This is a genomic window from Nakamurella sp. UYEF19, from assembly GCF_040546275.1.
In the GTDB taxonomy this organism is placed as follows: domain Bacteria; phylum Actinomycetota; class Actinomycetes; order Mycobacteriales; family Nakamurellaceae; genus Nakamurella.
Map to the genome: position 1 here is coordinate 41,484 of NZ_JBEPNO010000009.1, position 17,825 is coordinate 59,308.

At 68.9% G+C, this 17,825-nt stretch carries 13 protein-coding genes, 1 tRNA gene and 2 pseudogenes; 8 read left to right on the top strand and 8 right to left on the bottom strand.

The genetic code is table 11. The annotated features are described in order from the left end of the window. Nucleotides 1-11 precede the first annotated feature (11 nt). Nucleotides 12-503 carry a MarR family winged helix-turn-helix transcriptional regulator gene (locus ABIB25_RS14085; protein WP_354529095.1) on the bottom strand — a complete coding sequence of 164 codons (492 nt, stop codon included), beginning with the start codon at nt 501-503 and terminating at the stop codon, nt 12-14. 518 nt (nt 504-1,021) lie between these two features. Between ABIB25_RS14085 and ABIB25_RS14090 the strand changes: the two genes are divergently transcribed. After that, the gene (locus tag ABIB25_RS14090; RefSeq protein WP_354529096.1) at nt 1,022-1,657 is read left to right on the top strand and encodes an RNase H family protein; all 636 of its coding nucleotides are present in this window, start codon (nt 1,022-1,024) and stop codon (nt 1,655-1,657) included. 231 nt (nt 1,658-1,888) lie between these two features. Here the strand turns inward: ABIB25_RS14090 and ABIB25_RS14095 are convergent, their stop codons facing one another. From ABIB25_RS14095 to ABIB25_RS14125, 7 genes and pseudogenes are all read right to left on the bottom strand, one after another. After that, the gene (locus ABIB25_RS14095; RefSeq protein WP_354529097.1) at nt 1,889-2,614 is read right to left on the bottom strand and encodes a DUF4232 domain-containing protein; all 726 of its coding nucleotides are present in this window, start codon (nt 2,612-2,614) and stop codon (nt 1,889-1,891) included. Nucleotides 2,615-3,044: 430 nt separating this feature from the next. Further along, a pseudogene (locus ABIB25_RS14100) lies at nt 3,045-4,166 on the bottom strand (alpha-L-arabinofuranosidase C-terminal domain-containing protein); the annotation flags it as partial. Further along, the gene (locus ABIB25_RS14105; RefSeq protein ID WP_354529252.1) at nt 4,167-4,418 is read right to left on the bottom strand and encodes a type 2 periplasmic-binding domain-containing protein; all 252 of its coding nucleotides are present in this window, start codon (nt 4,416-4,418) and stop codon (nt 4,167-4,169) included. A gap of 80 nt (nt 4,419-4,498) precedes the next feature. After that, nucleotides 4,499-4,606: pseudogene (locus ABIB25_RS14110) on the bottom strand (hypothetical protein); the annotation flags it as partial. Nucleotides 4,607-4,623: 17 nt separating this feature from the next. Next, nucleotides 4,624-5,007, bottom strand: a complete 384-nt coding sequence (locus tag ABIB25_RS14115) for an extracellular solute-binding protein (protein ID WP_354529098.1) — start codon at nt 5,005-5,007, stop codon at nt 4,624-4,626. A 232-nt stretch (nt 5,008-5,239) separates the two neighbouring features. After that, nucleotides 5,240-6,274 (bottom strand): LacI family DNA-binding transcriptional regulator, encoded by a 1,035-nt coding sequence (locus ABIB25_RS14120; protein WP_354529099.1) that lies wholly within the window; start codon nt 6,272-6,274, stop codon nt 5,240-5,242. Nucleotides 6,275-6,568: 294 nt separating this feature from the next. Further along, nucleotides 6,569-6,651 (bottom strand) — tRNA-Leu (locus tag ABIB25_RS14125). Nucleotides 6,652-6,905: 254 nt separating this feature from the next. Between ABIB25_RS14125 and ABIB25_RS14130 the strand changes: the two genes are divergently transcribed. The 7 genes from ABIB25_RS14130 (at nt 6,906) to pknB (ending at nt 17,820) form a co-directional block, all read left to right on the top strand. Further along, nucleotides 6,906-8,189, top strand: a complete 1,284-nt coding sequence (locus tag ABIB25_RS14130) for an FhaA domain-containing protein (RefSeq protein ID WP_354529100.1) — start codon at nt 6,906-6,908, stop codon at nt 8,187-8,189. Between the two features lie 12 nt (nt 8,190-8,201). Then, complete coding sequence (locus ABIB25_RS14135) at nt 8,202-8,684, top strand: FHA domain-containing protein FhaB/FipA (RefSeq protein ID WP_354529101.1); 483 nt, start codon at nt 8,202-8,204, stop codon at nt 8,682-8,684. A gap of 193 nt (nt 8,685-8,877) precedes the next feature. Then, nucleotides 8,878-11,094, top strand: a complete 2,217-nt coding sequence (locus ABIB25_RS14140) for a PP2C family protein-serine/threonine phosphatase (protein ID WP_354529102.1) — start codon at nt 8,878-8,880, stop codon at nt 11,092-11,094. Beyond that, a complete protein-coding gene (locus ABIB25_RS14145; RefSeq protein ID WP_354529103.1) occupies nt 11,091-12,566 on the top strand; it encodes an FtsW/RodA/SpoVE family cell cycle protein in 1,476 nt (491 codons plus the stop codon). Before ABIB25_RS14140 ends, ABIB25_RS14145 begins: the two co-directional genes overlap by 4 nt. Nucleotides 12,567-12,582: 16 nt before the next feature. Further along, on the top strand, nt 12,583-14,067 hold the full coding sequence (locus tag ABIB25_RS14150; RefSeq protein ID WP_354529104.1) for a penicillin-binding transpeptidase domain-containing protein: 1,485 nt from the start codon (nt 12,583-12,585) through the stop codon (nt 14,065-14,067). Between the two features lie 7 nt (nt 14,068-14,074). After that, the gene (locus ABIB25_RS14155) at nt 14,075-15,457 is read left to right on the top strand and encodes a serine/threonine-protein kinase (RefSeq protein WP_354529105.1); all 1,383 of its coding nucleotides are present in this window, start codon (nt 14,075-14,077) and stop codon (nt 15,455-15,457) included. Continuing rightward, nucleotides 15,454-17,820, top strand: a complete 2,367-nt coding sequence (gene pknB / locus ABIB25_RS14160) for a Stk1 family PASTA domain-containing Ser/Thr kinase (RefSeq protein ID WP_354529106.1) — start codon at nt 15,454-15,456, stop codon at nt 17,818-17,820. Before ABIB25_RS14155 ends, pknB begins: the two co-directional genes overlap by 4 nt. Nucleotides 17,821-17,825 lie beyond the last annotated feature (5 nt).

The following is a 17,825-nucleotide window of genomic DNA, read 5'->3' on the forward strand; positions in this document are numbered from 1 at the left end:
AAACGCCAGGGTCAGCCGCGACCCTGCGCCTTGCGGACCGGCGCGCCCGCCTGAACCTTGCCGAGCAGACGTTTGAGTTCTGCCTGCTCAGCGACGTTGAGTGCGGCCATCATGGTGGCTTCCACGCGCTGGTGGGCGGCGGCGAGACGTGCCTTCTTCCGCTTCACCGCAGGGGTCGGGGAGACGAAGCTCTGTCGACCGTCGGACGGGTCGGCGACCCGGGCGATCAAGCCGTCGCGCTCCATCCGCCGAAGGGTGGCGGCCATCGTCGGCTGCTCGACCCCGACCGACCGGGCGATGTCCGCCTGCGTCGCCGACCCGCCGCTGCCGAACAGGAAGTCGATGACGGCGAACTGTGCCGGCGTCAGACCCAGCGGGGCCAGCTGACTGGCGAACTCGAAGGCCGTGCGTCTGGCCAGCTGCGCCATGAGCTCCATGGCCATGTCGGCGGCATCGGCCTGCGGTTCGGCCGAGCGGCGAGCCGCTCGAGTGGTCACTGCCATGAAATCCGATCCCTCCACACTTTCGCCTACCGCAAAGGCACGTCCCACCCCTCGGGCACGAGGAGCGTAAAGCACGAGACCGTGACCCAGCGCGATGGCCTTGCTACAACTGTCGCCGCAACGGTGCGGAGTCCTGTGGAATTCAACCATCAAGTCCACATCGAAGCCAGGATCTACCTATGCAAGCACTCTGTTGGGCACGACCTATTCGCTGCGAATGCCCTGCCTGCGTGACTGGAGCCGCTGCCACGCCGAGCTGCTCCGACCCACATCCGAGAGTCGGTGACCCTGGCGCATCCCTACCCGCGTCGATGGGCACACCATTGTGCCGAATAGATATTCGTTCATTGGAAACGTTTGTATGGAGCATCGTCATTCATCGATGACGCCCGTCCGCCGTTCGTCGTGAATTCGGCTATGAATGGTCTGCCCGGCCGACGGTATTGATCGGCCCGCCAATCAACGCGCCGACGTCCTCCGACTTCTGACGGACGCCCGCGGTGTGACAGCCTGAAGTCATGGGTATCGAACCGACACTGACCTTCGGCACCGACGGCTCGTGCCTGCGCAACCCCGACGGGCCGACCGGGTGGAGCTACGTCTGCCACGACGGCCGGTACTCCTTCGGCGGCCGCCCGTCCGGGACGAACCAGGTCGGCGAGTTGATGGCGATCCTGACCGTGCTGAGGGACTTCCCCGAGCACCCGCTGGAGATCCAGTCCGACTCCGCCTACGCCATCGGCTGCTCGTCGACGTGGAAGGCCGGCTGGCAGCGCGCCGGGTACGTGCGCAGGACCGGACCGCTCGCCAACCTGGACATCATCCGCGAGATCCACCGGCTGATCGACGGGCGCCGGGACCCGGTCGAGTTCGTGAAGGTGAAGGCCCACCTCCGCGACGAGACCGTGCATCCCCTCAACGTCAGGGCGGACGAACTCGCCGGCCGTGGCGCCCGCGCCGCCGCGGAGCGCCGTGCCGAGTTCACCGAACACGGCACCTGGCCTCTCTCGGCCGACGAACCGATGCCTGACGCATCGAATGGCCAGGCCTATCAACCCGCTGATCGGCCCGGGTCTCCGGCCGTACCGACCCGCGCATCTGTGCAGCCCACCCCCCGAACGCCGGAGCCCGCGGAAACCGGCCTCCTCTTCTGACCAGACCCCGTTCGACAAGGTCTGCATCCCTTCGGCGCGTCCTGGCAGCGTCCGCCGGGTCCTCGCAGCGCCCGCGGACCCTGCCAGGTAGGGGCAGACCTTGCCAGCCCCGGTGGATCTCAGCGCCGGCGGACGCCAGGGTCGCTGGCTGGCGGCCGCGGAAGCCCGTGGCAACCTCGGCCAGCACGGGTCCGGTCGGCACCGGGTTGGTCGGCAGGCTCTGTGCACCGATCAACCCGCCTGCCCCCACGGCCCGACCCGTACGGTCGTCTCCGGACCGATGTCGACGCGTTCGTCCGGGTCGAGAAGGGCCACTGCAGGGTCGCCGTCCACAGTGAACTGCACCGCGATCAGCGACACCGGCTCGTCCCGGACTCCGGCGAGCGCCCCGGTCCACTCGAACTCGGCGGCGGCTCGGCCCCCCGGAGCCATCGTCACCGCGGTGGCGGCATCTGCGGGAGGCACGCCGATCCGGTCAACACCGATCGTGCTGCGCTCGACGACGGTGGCAAACGCGGTTCCCCATGCCCCGCGCAGTCCCAATCCCGGCCAGCCGACCAACGTGCAGGTTCTGCCGGAGGTGTTCGCCGCGATCAGTTGGGCGTACCGGTGTCCTGCCGCGGCTTCGCTCCCGGACAGCGCCACGCTCACGTCGCGGGCGGAGCAGCGGTCGGTGGCCGCCCCGGCGGATGCCGGAGTGCCGATCAATGCCTTGAGTTCATCGGCGGAGAGCTTGCGATCGGGAGTCGGCGCCGCACCGTCCGGACGGTCGGCGCCGGAGGGCGGTTCGACCCGGGTACTGGGGACGACCCCCGGCCGCATGCCGTTGGCGTCGGTCACCTCGACGGGTCGCTGTGTCTGGTCCGAGGTCGCTGACGTGGCGGTCGCGGGACCGGGCTCGCCGCATCCGGCCACTGCGACGGCGACGGCGGCCACCATTGCGAACGTTGTTGCCATCGACCGAAGGTTCATGTCCCGTCAGGTTAGAGGACCGCGCCGGCCCGAGTGTCCGCCCGGCTCGTGACGTGACGGACGGCAGGAACGGTACGCGTCCGGCGGTGACGACCCGCCGATCTTGAGTTTTGGCCGGTCGGTTACCTGTGCGGCAGACCCCGGACGACCGCGGTCGACGATTTCACCGCAGCACGAGGCAACGCTGCCCTGCCGGGTGAATGGGGGGTGAGATCACCGGACGTTCAACCCAGTGGGCCGACACAGACCAACAGGTACAGGCGATGAAGGTAGCGAGCACAACCAAGTTGCCGACGATTGCATCATGCCGCGTCGCCGGGGGCCACGAGGGCGAATCTGACGGTGCTGTCGGCGTTGGTGATGTTGCCGACCTTGCGGCCGCCCGCGTCGGGCTGGGTGACCAGCGCGACATCGGTCAAGGGGCTCCGTTGCCGGTGGTGACCGCGAAGGCCGGACCGGCCGGCGCGATCGTGCCAGGACGGCGGCGACCAGGAACGCCGACAGTCGGCCAGGTCCGCGCCCTGGGCGTCTGGGCCGTAGCGGGGCGGACACTCTCGCGTTCATTCGGTTCTCCTCGTCGAGAGCTGGTGTCGTCGCTCAGCATGCTGGCCTCGAGCACCGAGACGCCACCCAGGGCCGAGAGGTCGATGGTGACGGCGGCGTCCTCGTCCTGACTGCGGTTGACCAGGAACACCGCGCTGCGCCCGGTCGCGCTGTCGTGGGTGGCGACCGCATCCACCACCGCAACCACCCCGTAGACGTCGGTCTGGTGAGTATCGGATTCCAGGTGCACGGACAGCGCCGACCCGATGGCCAAGCGGGCGGTGAGGGCGAAGGGGTAGAACGTCGTCTGCCGCCAGGCCGGCCCGCCGGGCTCGGTCATGATCGGGGCGATGACGTTGACCAGTTGGGCCAGCGAGGCACTGGTCACCCGATCGGCGTGGGTGAGCAGCGTGATCAGCAGGCTGCCCACGACGACGGCGTCGGCGACGCTGTAGTGGTCCTCCAGCAGTCGCGGTGCCTGCGGCCAGTTGTCGGTGCCCTGGATCTTGTCGACGTCGCCGAACCGATCCAGATACCGGACATTCCATTCGTCGAACGACAGATTGACGGTCTTGTCGCTGTCGAACGACAGATTGACGGTCTTGTCGCTGCCGCGGACTGCCTTGACGTGATCTGCAGTGGCCACGACAGCCTCGATGAACCGGTCCATGTCCGTCGCGGAGGCCAGAAAACTGGCCAGGTCGCCGTTTCGTTCCTGGTAGTAGGCGTGGCAGGAGATGTAGTCGACATGGTCGTAGGTGTGGGTCAGCACGACGCGTTCCCATTCACCGAAGGTCGGCATGTCGGCGCTGGAGGACCCGCAGACCACCAACTCCAGTTCCGGATCGAATTGCCGCATGGCACTGGCGGTCCGGGCAGCCAGCTTGCCGTAGTCGTCGGCGGAGCGGTGGCCGATCTGCCACGGTCCGTCCATTTCGTTGCCAAGGCACCACATCTTGACCGCGAATGGATCGGTGTGTCCGTTGTCGATGCGCTAGGCCATCCACGGTCCGCCGATCTCCATGGCCGCCTTGCCCGAGCTGAACAGCTTGTCGGCGCCCACGCCGTCGACACCCTTGGGCGAGATGTGCTTGTCATCGATCGCCGCCGACCAATACTTCAACGTGGCCTGGTTCGCGGGCGAGTCCAGCACGGCCTTTCCGCCCGACACGATGTCGCCGCCGTTGCCGTAGAACAGGCTGGCCCAGACGCCGTTGCCGACGGTGGCGTGATCGGGGAGCACCATGCGTACTGCTCCGGGGTGCCGTCGTTGTTCTTGTCGACAGTGAGCTCCTGCGCGTCGGCGACCCACTGGTCCCAGGTGGTGGGGAAGGCGGTGATACCGGCCGCCTTGAACATCGCCTTGTTGTAGAACACCGACAGCGGAACGAAACCTGTTGGTATGCCGTACTTCACGCCGTTGACGACTTCCATCTTCACGGCCTGCGGGTTCAGCGCGCCGGTGTTGCTGTCGGCGGCTGCGTAGAATTGTCCAGCGAGGCGAACGCACCCTTGGCCGCGTACACCGGCAGCTGCTCGGCCGGCATCGCCACGATGTCGGGGCCCTTGCTCGCCGACAACGCCGGCAGCAGGGTGTCACCGATGACGGCCCAGGTCTTGACCTGGGTGGTGATCTTGATGCCCGTCTGGGAAGCGTTGAACTGGTCGACGATCTTCTTGAGCACCCCACCGTCGGCCTCGGTGTACCCGTGCCAGAACGTCAACGCCACCGGCCCGGACGCTGCGGACGGCGCCGCACTGCTGGAGCTGGAACAGCCGCTGATGCACATCGTCGCAGCCACGACCGCGGCAAGCGCCGCCAGAGTTTTCTTCATGTTCTTCAAGGCCTCTTTCTCCTCGCCGGCATCGCTGCCGGGCGAGCTCGACTTCGTCGTCGGCCGAATGTCGGGCGCGGCATCGGCTCCGCTGACCTGGGCTCGACCGCCAGGTAAACGTTGTAGTAAACGTTGTAGGGCGAGAATGGACCGTTGAGCGCGGACTGTCAAGACCGAGTTTTCGAACGGCGTCGTGCCGCGTGCTCCACGCCCTGAGCGCGGCAGATCCCGCTCAGGAGGACGCGGTCACCGTGTCGCGCACCGCGGTGGATTCGCGTCGGATGAGCTGGAACTGCGCGAGCAGTTCGCGCGGCTCCGTCGGTCCGGCCGCGCCGGCGATCCGGTCGGCCAGCAGCTGTACCGCTATCTCGGCGATCTCCGGGCGGCCCGGATCGATGGTGCTCAGACTGGGCAGCGAGAACTGCGCCTCGTCGATGTTGTCGAACCCGATCACGGCGACGTCATCGGGAACTTTCAGGTCATGTTCTTGCAGGACCCGTAGCGCGCCCAGCGTCAGGGTGTCGTTCAACCCGAACAGGGCGTCGAACGGTACTCCGCGAGCAAGGAGTTCACGCATCCCAGCTGCACCGTTGCCTCGGTTCCACAGCTGAGCCAGAACGACCAGATCCGGGTCGAACCGGATGTCGGCCTCCTCGAGCGCGGACCGATAGCCGCGAAGCCGCAATCCCGCGGATCCGATGACGGCGCCGTCGCGGGCGCCGATCACCGCGATGCGGCGACGCCCGCACTCGATCAGATGCGCCGTGGCGGCATGCGCGGCCTGCTCGTTGCGCATGCTGACGTGATCGGTGGGACCGGTCAGGATTCGTTCTCCCAGCAGCACCAAGGGGTAGGTGACGTTCAAGGTCGCTGCGTCGTCGTCGGTCATCCCCAACGGACTGAACAGGAGACCATCGGTCAGCTTCAACCGCGGACTGTTCAGCATCGCGAGCTCTCGGCTTCGATCCCCGTTGGTCTGTTCGATCAGCACCACCAGCCCACGGCGTTCGGCCGCGCGGATGACCGCATCGGCCAACTCGGCGAAGTACGGCAGACTGAGTTCCGGCAGGGCCAGCCCGATCGTGCCGGTCCGACCCGAGCGCAGACTCCGAGCGGCCAGATTCGGTTGATAACCCAGCTCGGCAATCGCGGCCTGCACCTTGGCCCTGGTCGCGGGCCGGATGTTCGGAAAGTTGTTGACCACATTGGACACCGTCTTGATCGACACACCGGCGATCGCCGCCACATCGTGCACCGTAGCCGCCACCGCCACCCCTCCCCCGATCCATCCCGGGTGTCACCGTGCCGAAAAGGCTACAACGTTGTACTGGAGTGACCCGGCGCCCCCGCCCCACCCGGCCGTCGTCGAAGCTGAACTCGGGGTGAGTCACCCGGTCGTCCCCCTGCAGCACGTCTCGGCAACGTCCGCAGGGTCCTCGCAGCACCCGCGGACCCTGCCGGGTCGGGGCGGACCTTGCCAGGACAAAGCCCACGGGAACGAGAACGGCCCCAGCGGCGATTTCTCGCCGGCCGGGGCCGTTGTCGTCTGTCTCAACCAGAGTGGGCGAGAAGGGAGTTGAACCCTCACCCCGTTTCCAGGACACGGACCTGAACCGTGCGCGTCTGCCATTTCGCCACTCGCCCGAGCAACGCGGATGAGATTAACACGCAGGGACGACCCGCCAGAAATCTGCGGAGCAGGGCCCGTTGTGCCCACCAGGGAGCCCGGCAAACCCGAGAAAAGGCCCATGACAGCGCGCGACAGGCCCGGCCGGGCGCGCGGGAACCTGCCCAAGGCAGGGACGTCCTCTACTACGCACCATTACGATCAGTGCGGAGATCAGTGCGGACGACGATCCGGTGCGACGCATGCACCCGAGCAACGGGAGGAGGTGACGATGGGCGTCATCGGAAGTTTCGAACGGAAACTGCAGGGGGCGGTCGCCGGCACCTTCGCGCGGCTGTTCGGCGGATCCGTGCATCCGGCCGAGGTCGCGGATGCCCTCCAGTCGGAGGCGGCCGGTCATCTGCAGCACCAGGGCGGCCGCACCATCGCCCCGAATCGCTACACCGTCAGGCTCGGTCCGTCCGACAAGGACGACGTCGGCCAGGACGAAGATCGGGTCGCCTCGGCGTTGTCCACCATGATCAGGGAGTATCTGGACGAGCAGGGATGGCAGACCTTCGGTGACGTAGCCGTCACACTGGAGGAATCCGATGTACTGCACACCGGACAGTTCCGCATCAGCTCGCTCGTCGACCCGGACGTCGGCCGGCGCAGTGCCCATCGAAGCGCAGGAGTGCGATCCATGACCCAGCAGCCCGAGGACGGTCGCCCGCCGGCCAACCAGCCACCCAGCGGTGCCCAGCAGCAGGCGTATCCGCCGGGCCAGCCACCCGCCGGCTGGGGGCAGCAGCCTGATCCTGCCTACGGGCAGCCCTACCCCCCGGCGGGTCAGCCCGTCTCGGGCCAGCAGCCGGCTGTCCAGCCGCCGGCGCCCGGGTACGGCGCTCCGGCAGGTTACGGTCCACCGCCCGGTTACGGACCGCCGCCCGGTTACGGGCAGCCCAACGCTCCCTACCCGCCCTCCGGGCAGCAGCCTGCCTACGACCCGGCCTACGGGCAGGGTTACGGACAACAGCCGCAGCAGCCGCCGGCCGGGTACGGACAGCCGGGGCAGTACGGCGCGCCCGTCTCCAATCCCTATGGCCAGCCGGCGCAGCCGCCCGCCCCGGACTACAACCAGGGCTACGGGCAGCCGCAGCAGTATGGTCAGCCGCCGGTCCAGCCCGACTACCACCAGGGCTACGCCCAGCCGCCCCAGCAGTACGGACAGCCGGACTACGGCCAGGGCTACGCCCAGCCGCCGCAGTACGGACAGCCGCAGGCGGACCTGCAGGCGATGCTCAGCGTCGACGACGGGTCGCACCGGACCTACGCGCTGCAGCGCGGGTCCAACATCATCGGCCGTGGCCAGGACGCGTCCTTCCGGCTCCCCGACACGTCGGTCTCCCGTCGGCATGTCGACATCTACTTCGACGGTCAGGTCGCGGTGATGCACGACCTCGGCTCGACGAACGGCACCTCGGTCAACGGATCGACCGTGCAGACCTGGCAGCTCGCCGACGGCGACGTCATCCGGGTCGGTCACTCCACCGTCGTGTTCAACACCCAACGGTAGCCACCACCAGCCATGCCTGCGCTGATCCTCCAGCTGACCAGAGTGGGATTCCTGATCCTGCTCTGGCTCTTCGTGCTGGCTGCGGTCAGGGTCGTGCGGGCCGATCTCAAGCTGGCCGCGGATCCTCGGCCCTCCGACGGTCGCGCGCAGCGGCCCCGTCGGCGGGACGCCCGCGGTCCGGCTCCGCTCTCGCCGGGTTCCCTGGTGCCGGCGATCCTCGTCGTGACGGCCGGTTCGCTGGCCGGCACCCGGCTGCGGCTGGGCAGCGGCACCATCCTGATCGGCCGCGCGGAGGATTCCACCCTGGTTCTCGACGACGACTACGCGTCCACCCGGCACGCGCGGATCGTGCAGCAGGGGCACGGGTATGCGCTCGAGGATCTCGGTTCGACCAACGGGACCTACCTGGACCGCGCCCGCATCACCGCACCGACGCCCGTCCCGGTCGGCGTGCCGATACGCATCGGCCGCACCGTCATCGAGTTGCGCCCATGATCCGCGCATACCGAAGTGCGCGGCGCATACGTTCTGACCCGTTTCGAGCCCGAATTGGTCTGGAATCGGCCGTTCCGTATGCGCAGGGCCGTTCTGTATGCGCCGACGGGGACGCGCTCCGATGCGCCGACAGCGACGCGCTCCTCGGCGCGGATGACGGTTCAATGCTCGCCGATGGCGGTGAATCCCGCCGATGACCCATGTTCTGCGGTACGCCGCGCGTACCGATCGGGGTCTGCTGCGGGCGAACAACCAGGATTCGGTGTTCGCGGGTGACCGACTGCTGGTGATCGCCGACGGCATGGGCGGGCACGCCGCCGGTGACGTCGCCTCCCGGCTGGTGGTGGCGGCCTTCGTCGATCTGGACGAGCTGGCCCTGGGCAGCGACATGGTGCGACCGCTCACCGACGCCACCCGCGAGGGCAACTCCGCGATCGCCGAGATGGTCGACGAGAATCCCGAGCTCGACGGCATGGGGACCACGCTCACGGCCCTGCTGTTCGACGGACCGGTCGTCGCGCTCGCCCACGTCGGGGATTCCCGCGCCTATCTGTACCGCAACGGTGTGCTGCACCAGATCAGCCACGACGACACCTTCGTCCAGTCCCTGGTCGACGACGGCCGGATCACCGCCGACGAGGCCGCCCACCACCCCCAGCGATCGCTGCTGCTCCGCGCCCTCAACGGCACTGCGATGGACCCGTCGATCACGATGCGCGAGACCTCGCCCGGCGACCGGTTCCTGATCTGCAGCGACGGCCTGTCCGACGTGGTCTCGCCGGAGTCGATCGCCGACGCACTCGGCGGCCCCGATCCGGACCAGGTCGCCGACACCTTGATCCAGCTCGCCCTGGTCGGCGGTGGTCCGGACAACGTCACGGTGATCGTCGCCGACGTGGTGGAGACCGGCGGGGCGACCACCGGGCTGCCGGCCGGCGGGATCGATCCCGAGGCGACCGGCCCGATGCAGGCGATCCACCTCACCCAGAAGATGCCGCGGGTGCCGCTGCCGCCAATCCCGGAGGACGTGCCGGCCAAGCCGGAGTACGCCTCGATCGAGGAGGGTCCGCAGCCGCACGACGACGAATTCCAGGACGACGACGAATTCGACGATGACGACGAATTCGAGGAGCAGGACGCTGCGGGCTACCGGTCGAACTCCGATGACGACGCCGGCGTGGCGTTCGCCCCCGACGGAAAGCCGGCGACCGCGACCGGCGACCGGACCATGCTCGTCGCGCCCCCACGGCGGCGGTGGCACCGCCGGTGGGCGTTCGGGCTGGCTCTCGTCGTACTCGTCGGAGTCGGCCTGACGGGTTCCTACCTCTGGGCGAGCACCAAGTACTACGTCGGCGACAACGAAGACCAGGTCGCGGTCTTCAAGGGCGTCAACGGATCACTGCTCGGCTGGAAGTTCGCCTCGGTGCAGGAGAACTCGTGCGCGGCTGCGGCGACGCCCTGCACCCCACTGAAGATCACCGACCTGGTGCAGTCGGCGCGTGACCAGGTCGCGGCCGGCATCCCGGTCGGCACCCTGACCGACGCGAGGGCCGTGATGACGCGGCTCACGTCCGAACTGCTGCCGCCGTGCCCGACGAACGCCGGCGGCGTCACCGGAACGGCCAGTTCCGGTGCTGCCAGTTCCAGCGCGACCAGTTCCGGCGCAGGCAGTTCAGGTGGGGTGAGCTCGGGGCCGGCACCATCCTCCGGTGGAGCGCTGCCGAGCAGTGCACCGTCGTTCCCGTCACCGACGTCCCTGCCGCCGACCGCGGCGCCGCCCACCACGTCGTCCAGGGTGACCACCCTCGCCAAGACGACCCCGGCCAGGACCACCGCCGGGAGGACCACGCCGGCCAGGACGACGGTGAAGGTGACTCCCAAGATCCCACCGGCCCGGACCACCCCCGCCCGCACCACCGCGAAGACCACGCCCGCCCGGACCACGCCCGCCCGGACCACCCCCGCCCGGACCACCCCGGCCACCACCGCGCCCCGGACGACCGCACCCCGCACCCTCACCACCATCACGCTGACGCCGCCAACTCCCGTCACGACGACCGTCACCGTCACGGTGGACCAGTCGCCGACGAGCGGATCCGGGACGGCCGACAGCGGGCAGCGTCTCCGCGCGGGCAACCTTCTCACCCTGGTCGCCAGGGCCGCTGCCACCGGCACACCGGCGGCATCCGGAACGGCGGCGTCGAAGCCGGCGGTATCGGGACCGGTGGTGTCCGGCGCCGTGACGATCGGCCCGGTGACCAGGGCGGGCGCCCCCGGCGCCACCCCGACGGTGACCGTCTTCACCACGGTGACCAACACGGCGCCGGCCAGCAGCGGGTCGAGTTCGACCGGTGCCCCGCTGGTCAGCCCGGTCGCGCAACCGGGCATCACCTGTCGGCTGGTCTCGTGAGCCGCTCCACCGCTCCACCCGCCGTCTCACCCCCAGCGGGCGCAACGTCCGGGGACACCGCGCCGGGACGGGGCCGACGGACCGGTCGCAGCGCCGAACTCTGGATGCTGATCTTCGCCGCCGTCATCGTCACGGCCGCGTTGGTGATCGTCGAACTGAACCAGGGCAAGGGCCTGACCTTCCACCTCGCCTACTACGGCGGCGGCTACCTCTTGGCGCTGACCTTCGCGCACCTGATGATCCGGAAGTTCGCCCCCTATGCCGACCCGGTGCTGCTGCCGCTGGTTGCGCTGCTCAACGGCGTCGGCCTGGTGATGATCTACCGGCTGGACCTGGCGGCTGCGGTGAAGGCGGCGGCCGCTGGCCAGGAAGCGCCGACGGCGCAGGCCCCGGCCCAGTTGCTGTGGACGGGCGTCGCGTTGCTGCTCTTCCTGGGCGTGCTGGTGATCATCCGCGACCACACCGTGCTGGCGAAGTACTCGTACACGCTGCTGCTGCTGGGGCTGGTGTTCCTGGCCCTGCCGGGGGTGCTGCCGGCGAAGTACTCGGCCGTCAACGGCGCCCAGATCTGGATCAAGATCCCGCACCTGTTCTCCATCCAGCCCAGCGAGTTCGCCAAGATCGCCCTGATGATCTTCACCGCCGCCTTCCTCGCCTCCAAGCAGAACCTGCTGGCCAACGCGGGCAAGAAAATCTTCGGATTGGTCCTGCCGCGCGCCCGCGACCTCGGGCCGCTGCTGCTCGCCCTGCTGATCTGTCTCGCCGTGCTGGTCCGCGGCAACGACCTCGGCACTTCCCTGCTCATCTTCGGTGTGCTGCTGATGATGATCTACGTGGCGACGTCGAGGGTGTCGTGGCTGCTCATCGGTCTGATCGGCTTCTCCGGTGGCGCGTTCGTCGCGTACAAGCTGTTCGCCCACGTCCGGGTGCGGGTGGACATCTGGCTGCACCCGTTCGCCGACCCGCAGAACACCGGGTACCAGCTGGTGCAGTCGCTCTTCGGGCTCGGTACCGGCGGCATCTTCGGCACCGGGCTCGGCAACGGCCGGCCGGACCTCGTGCCGTTCGCCTCCACCGACTTCATCTCGGCCGCCCTCGGAGAGGAACTCGGCCTGGTCGGGCTGTCGGCCATCCTGGTCTGCTACCTGCTGATCGGCGGCCGCGGTCTGCGGGCGGCGATCGCGGTCAAGGACCGCTTCGGGTCGCTGCTGGCCGGCGGGCTCTCGTTCTGCCTGGTGTTCCAGATGTTCATCGTGGTCGGCGGCGTCACCCGGCTCATCCCGCTGACCGGCCTGACCACGCCGTTCCTGTCCTACGGAGGCTCCTCCCTGCTGGCGAACTACATCATCCTGGCGCTCCTGATCCGGATCTCGGACTCGTCCCGTCGCCCGCCGGCGCCCCGGCCCGTCAAGAAGACGCCACTGCTGGAGGCGAAGACCGAGATGGTCCCCGTCGCCAAGGCCGACGCGTGATCAACCAGGTCAGCCGATGAAACGACCCCTGCGCCGGGTCGGCACCGCGATCACCGTGCTGATCCTGTTGCTGCTGGCCAACATCACCTACATCCAGGTGGTCAAGGCCTCCGCCTACCGCGCCGATCCGAACAACAAGCGCACCGCGCAGGAGGAGTTCCGGCAGCCCCGCGGCCAGATCACCACGGCCAAGGGCACGGTGCTGGCCCAATCCGTCCCTAGCAACGACAGCTTCAAGTACCAGCGCAAGTACCCACTCGGGGCGACCTACGGGGCCGTCACCGGCTACTTCTCCTCGTTGTACGGCACCGGCACCTCCGGGATCGAGCACAGTGAGAACTCGATCCTCTCCGGCGACGACCAGAACCTGATCGGCGACCGCTTCTCCGACCTCATCACCGGGCGGGACCCGCGCGGCGGCAACGTCCAGCTGACGATCGTCGACGCCGTGCAACAGGCGGCCTACAACGGTCTGACCAACAAGAAGTTCATCGGCGCCGTCGTCGCCATCAAACCGAGCACCGGCGCGATCCTGGCCCTGGCCACCTCGCCCGCGTACGACCCGACCCCGCTGGCCAGCCACTCCGAGGCCGTGCAGCGGGCCGAGTCGGCACGGATCAACTCCGTGACGCCGTCGGTCCGCCTGAATCGAGCAACCGGGACGGTGTATCCCCCGGGCTCCACCTTCAAGCTCGTCGTCTCCGGCGCCGCACTGCAGAACGGCTACACCCCGCTGTCCAACGTCACCGGGGTCGCCAAGATGGCGCTCCCCGGCACCGGCGGCGCGACCCTCTCCAATTTCGAGGGCGAGACCTGCGGTGCCGGCGGCGGTGCCGACGTCACGCTGACCGAAGCCCTCGCGCACTCCTGCAACACCGCATTCGCGACGGTCGGGATCGCCCTCGGTGGCGACCGGATCCGTGCTCAGGCAACAGCTCTCGGTATCGACCCGGCCGGGTCCGACATCGGGTTGCCGGTCGTCGGGTCCAGGGTCGGTCCGATGACGGACTCGGCAGCTGTCGCCCAGAGCAGCATCGGTCAGCGTGACGTCGCGCTGACGCCGCTGGCCGACGCGGTCATCACGGCGACCATCGCCAACCAGGGCAAACGGATGGCGCCGTACCTGGTGGACAAGACGACCAAACCCGACCTCTCGCTGATCGCCCAGACCCAGCCGACGACGGTCAACCAGGCCATGCCGACCGCCGTGGCCAACCAGATCCGCGACATGATGGTCCAGTCGGAGAAGGACTCCACCGGTGGAAACCCGTTCCAGGGCATCGTGATCGCCTCCAAGACCGGCACCGCCGAGCACGGTACCGACCCCAAGAACACGCCGCCGGACTGCTGGTACGTCGCCTTCGCACCGGCGCAGAATCCCCAGGTGGCGGTAGCCGTCCTGGTCGAGAACGGCGGCGACCTCGGCCTCAAGGCCACCGGCGGCGCTGTCGCCGGTCCGATCGGGCGCGCCGTGATCAGCGCTGCTCTTACTGGATCATGAAGACCTGATGGCGCTGACCCCCGGGCTCCTGCTCTCCGACCGCTACCGGCTGACCCACCGCATCGCGGTCGGCGGCATGGGTGAGGTCTGGGGCGCCGACGACACCCGTCTGGCGCGGAGCGTCGCAGTCAAGATCCTCAAGTCGGAGCTGACGAGCGACCCCGAGTTCGTCGACCGCTTCCGCGCCGAGGCGCGGATCACCGCCTCGCTCAACCACTCCGGCATCGCCGCCGTCTACGACTACGGCGAGGTCGCCTCCATCGCCGGCGGGCCGCGGGACACTGCGTTCCTGGTGATGGAACTCGTGACGGGGGAACCACTCTCGGCCGTGCTGGCCCGGACGCCCCGGCTCTCCGTTCCCCGCGTCCTCGACGTGGTGGAGCAGTCGGGCCGGGCCCTGCAGGTCGCCCACGCCCGGGCGCTCGTGCACCGGGACATCAAGCCCGGCAACATCCTGATCACCCCCACCGGCCAGGTGAAGATCACCGACTTCGGCATCGCCAAGGTCGCGCACCAGGTCCCGGTGACCAGGGGCGGCATGGTGATGGGCACCGCGCAGTACCTCTCGCCGGAACAGGCCGCCGGCAGCAAGTCCTTCCCGCCGTCCGACGTCTACGCACTCGGTGTGGTCGCGTACGAGTGCCTGGCCGGCGTCCGGCCGTTCAACGGCGAGAACCCGATCGCCGTGGCGATGGCCCATGTCCGTGACGAGCCGCCGCCGCTGCCTCCGGACATCCCGCCGCCGGTGGCCGCATTGGTGATGCGGATGCTGGCCAAGGATCCGGCCCGCCGTTTCCCCGACGGAGCCTCCGTGGCCCGTGCGGTCGCGGCGGTACGCGGCGGAGGGCGGCCCGGCTTCCCGATCCCACCGGCCGGCCCGTTCCCGTCGGGTGCGATCAACACCGGCACCGGCGGTATGGCCGGTATGACGGCGGCCGGTCAGCTCCGGCCAGCCGGATCACCCAGTACCGGTACGGGAGCGCCGAGGTCCGCGGCGAGTGGCGCGGTCGCCGGCTACGCACCCCCCACCTACGCTCCGCCGGTGCGGGCGATGGCTCCGGTTCCGCTCCGTGCACCGGCCGCCTACCCGCCACCGGTCAACCGGCGGACGGGCCTCGCGATCCTGGTGGCCGTGCTGGTGCTGGTGCTCGTCGGAGTGGTCTCGCTGATCATCCTGACCCGCACCGGTACGCCCGGGAGCCTGGAAACTTCGAGCGCCGAGGCAACTCATGCGGCGCCGGTGCGTCCTGCCACTGGTATGCCGGTCAGGTATGCCCGCTCGGCCGTGCCGTCAGGCACCGCAGAGGCGTGTCCGGATGGGACAATGCGCAAGGCGCCGGACGACCCGTTCGCGGGTTGCCGACTACACGATGACGAAGGACGGCGATGACGGGACATCTGTTCGGCGACCGGTACCAGGTCGGCGACACCCTCGGCTTCGGCGGTATGTCGGAGGTCCACCGCGGGCGCGACCTCCGGCTCGGCCGGGACGTGGCGATCAAGGTGCTCCGCGCCGATCTGGCCCGCGACCCGTCCTTCCAGACCCGGTTCCGGCGCGAGGCGCAGAACGCCGCCTCCCTGAACCACCCGGCCATCGTCGCCGTCTACGACACCGGCGAGACACCCGGCGAGACCGGCACGATTCCGTACATCGTCATGGAGTACGTCGACGGCGAGACCCTCCGCGACCTGCTCAAGCGCGAGGGATCGTTGGTTCCCAAGCGCGCCATGGAGATCATGGCCGACGTCTGTGCCGCCCTCGACTTCTCCCACCGCCACGGCATCGTGCACCGCGACATCAAGCCGGCCAACGTGATGCTGACCAGGGCCGGCGCCGTCAAGGTGATGGACTTCGGCATCGCCAGGGCCGTCGCCGACGGCCAGGCCACCATGACGGCCACCGCCGCGGTGATCGGCACTGCGCAGTACCTCTCCCCCGAGCAGGCGCGCGGCGAGGCCGTCGACGCCCGCTCCGACGTCTACGCCACCGGCTGCGTGCTGTTCGAGCTGCTGGTCGGCGCTCCGCCGTTCACCGGCGACTCGCCCGTCGCGGTCGCCTACCAGCACGTCCGCGAAGACCCGAAGGCGCCCAGCGAGGTCAAGCCGGGGCTTCCGCGCGAACTCGACTCGATCGTGCTCAAGGCGCTCAACAAGAACCCGCTGAACCGCTACCAGACGGCCGCCGAGATGCGGTCCGACCTGGTCAGAGCACTGTCCGGCCAGGCAGTGCTCGCCACGCCGTTGCTGTCCGACGACGAGCGCACCCAGCTGATGAGAGCCACCCCCGAGCGCGTCGGCGTCGGGGTCGTCCCCGGTCCCTCGCTGCTCGCCCCGCCCCGTCGTCCGCTTGCGGACGAGATGTGGGAGGAGGAGGAGCCGAACCGGACCAAGCGGGTCTGGGGCTTCGTCGGCATCGGGGCACTCTGCCTCGCCCTGCTCGCCGGCGCCATCTTCCTGACGCTCAAGGTCACCTCGACACCGCCGAAGACGCCCCAGGTCGCCACCCCGTCGGTGGAGAACCTGTCACTGGCCAGTGCGCGGAAGGCTCTCACCGACGCCGGGCTGATGGTGGGAACCACCACCAGCATCGAGTCCACCACGGTGCCCAGTGGCAGCGTCATCAGCCAGCGGCCGAGCAAGGGCACGCCCATCGATGTCGGCAAGCCGGTCGACCTCGAGGTCAGCAAAGGCGTCCTGACGGTGATCGTGCCGAACCTGGCCACGCTCGGTCCGGATCCGGCCAAGGCGCAACTCATGAGGCTCGGGCTCATTCTCAAGACGTCGCCGGCCGTCTCGACGGACGCCCAGAAGAACACCGTCATCGGTCAGAGCCCGAAAGCCGGTACCTCGGTGCGGCCGGGCACCTCGGTCAGCGTGCAGGTCGGCAGCGGCCCCACCTTCACGAAGGTGCCCACCAACCTCGTCGGTATGTCCTACGAGCAGGCCGTGGCAGCCTTGAAGGAGGCAAAGCTGCAGGCCACCCAGCAGATCATCAAGGGGACCGAACCCAAGGACCAGGTGCTCAAACTGGTCGGGGTCGCACCGGGGGCCGTCTTGCAGGCGGGTACGCCGGTCGCGCTCGCCACCTCGGACAACAGCCTGTTCAGCATGCAGAACCTGGCCAATCTCAGTCCCGATGACGCAGTGAGCGCCTTGCAGGCGGCTGGCTGGGGCGGCAAGTCGACCGCAGACTTCCAGGTCTACGACGTCCAATCCGTCGACTTCACAGTGATTGGCAAGATCGCCGGCAGTCCGCAGCAGGTGCCGAATGTCGGGACCGGCGGTACCACCGAACGTCCTGGTCAGGACCCGGCCGCCGGGGCCGTCATCGACAAGAACGCCCGCATCAGCCTGGTTGTGTACACCAAGAAGACGATCATCCTGCCGTCGTTCACGCCGGGGGTCACCACCACCGACCAGATCAGCGCAGCCTTCTCGGGGCTGAGCGCCTCGAGCGTAAAGCTCGTCCTGAAGACACCGGCCACGCCGCCAGCGGTGCCGTTCACCTTCATCTCCATGGATCCCGGGTACACCGGCGGGCCCATCGACTTCGACACGCCGATCACCGTCGTCGCCTGGGGCGCAGCGCCACCACCGCCGTCCACCCCGAAGACCACCCCGACGACACCCACGGCGCCCACCACACCCACCAGTTCGAGCGCACCGACCACGCCCACCGCGCCGACCACACCCACTGCGCCGACCACACCCACTGCGCCGACAACGCCAACCGCGCCCGCACCAGGAGGCTGACCCGC

Bases quoted from the DNA above. Each gene is read 5' to 3' on its own strand.
- ABIB25_RS14115 (WP_354529098.1), bottom strand. From the start codon at position 5,007: ATGAAGAAAACTCTGGCGGCGCTTGCCGCGGTCGTGGCTGCGACGATG.
- ABIB25_RS14095 (WP_354529097.1), bottom strand. From the start codon at position 2,614: ATGGCAACAACGTTCGCAATGGTGGCCGCCGTCGCCGTCGCAGTGGCC.
- ABIB25_RS14155 (WP_354529105.1), top strand. From the start codon at position 14,075: ATGGCGCTGACCCCCGGGCTCCTGCTCTCCGACCGCTACCGGCTGACC.
- ABIB25_RS14105 (WP_354529252.1), bottom strand. From the start codon at position 4,418: ATGGTGCTCCCCGATCACGCCACCGTCGGCAACGGCGTCTGGGCCAGC.
- ABIB25_RS14090 (WP_354529096.1), top strand. From the start codon at position 1,022: ATGGGTATCGAACCGACACTGACCTTCGGCACCGACGGCTCGTGCCTG.
- ABIB25_RS14135 (WP_354529101.1), top strand. From the start codon at position 8,202: ATGCCTGCGCTGATCCTCCAGCTGACCAGAGTGGGATTCCTGATCCTG.
- ABIB25_RS14085 (WP_354529095.1), bottom strand. From the start codon at position 503: ATGGCAGTGACCACTCGAGCGGCTCGCCGCTCGGCCGAACCGCAGGCC.
- ABIB25_RS14130 (WP_354529100.1), top strand. From the start codon at position 6,906: ATGGGCGTCATCGGAAGTTTCGAACGGAAACTGCAGGGGGCGGTCGCC.
- ABIB25_RS14140 (WP_354529102.1), top strand. From the start codon at position 8,878: ATGACCCATGTTCTGCGGTACGCCGCGCGTACCGATCGGGGTCTGCTG.
- ABIB25_RS14150 (WP_354529104.1), top strand. From the start codon at position 12,583: ATGAAACGACCCCTGCGCCGGGTCGGCACCGCGATCACCGTGCTGATC.
- pknB (WP_354529106.1), top strand. From the start codon at position 15,454: ATGACGGGACATCTGTTCGGCGACCGGTACCAGGTCGGCGACACCCTC.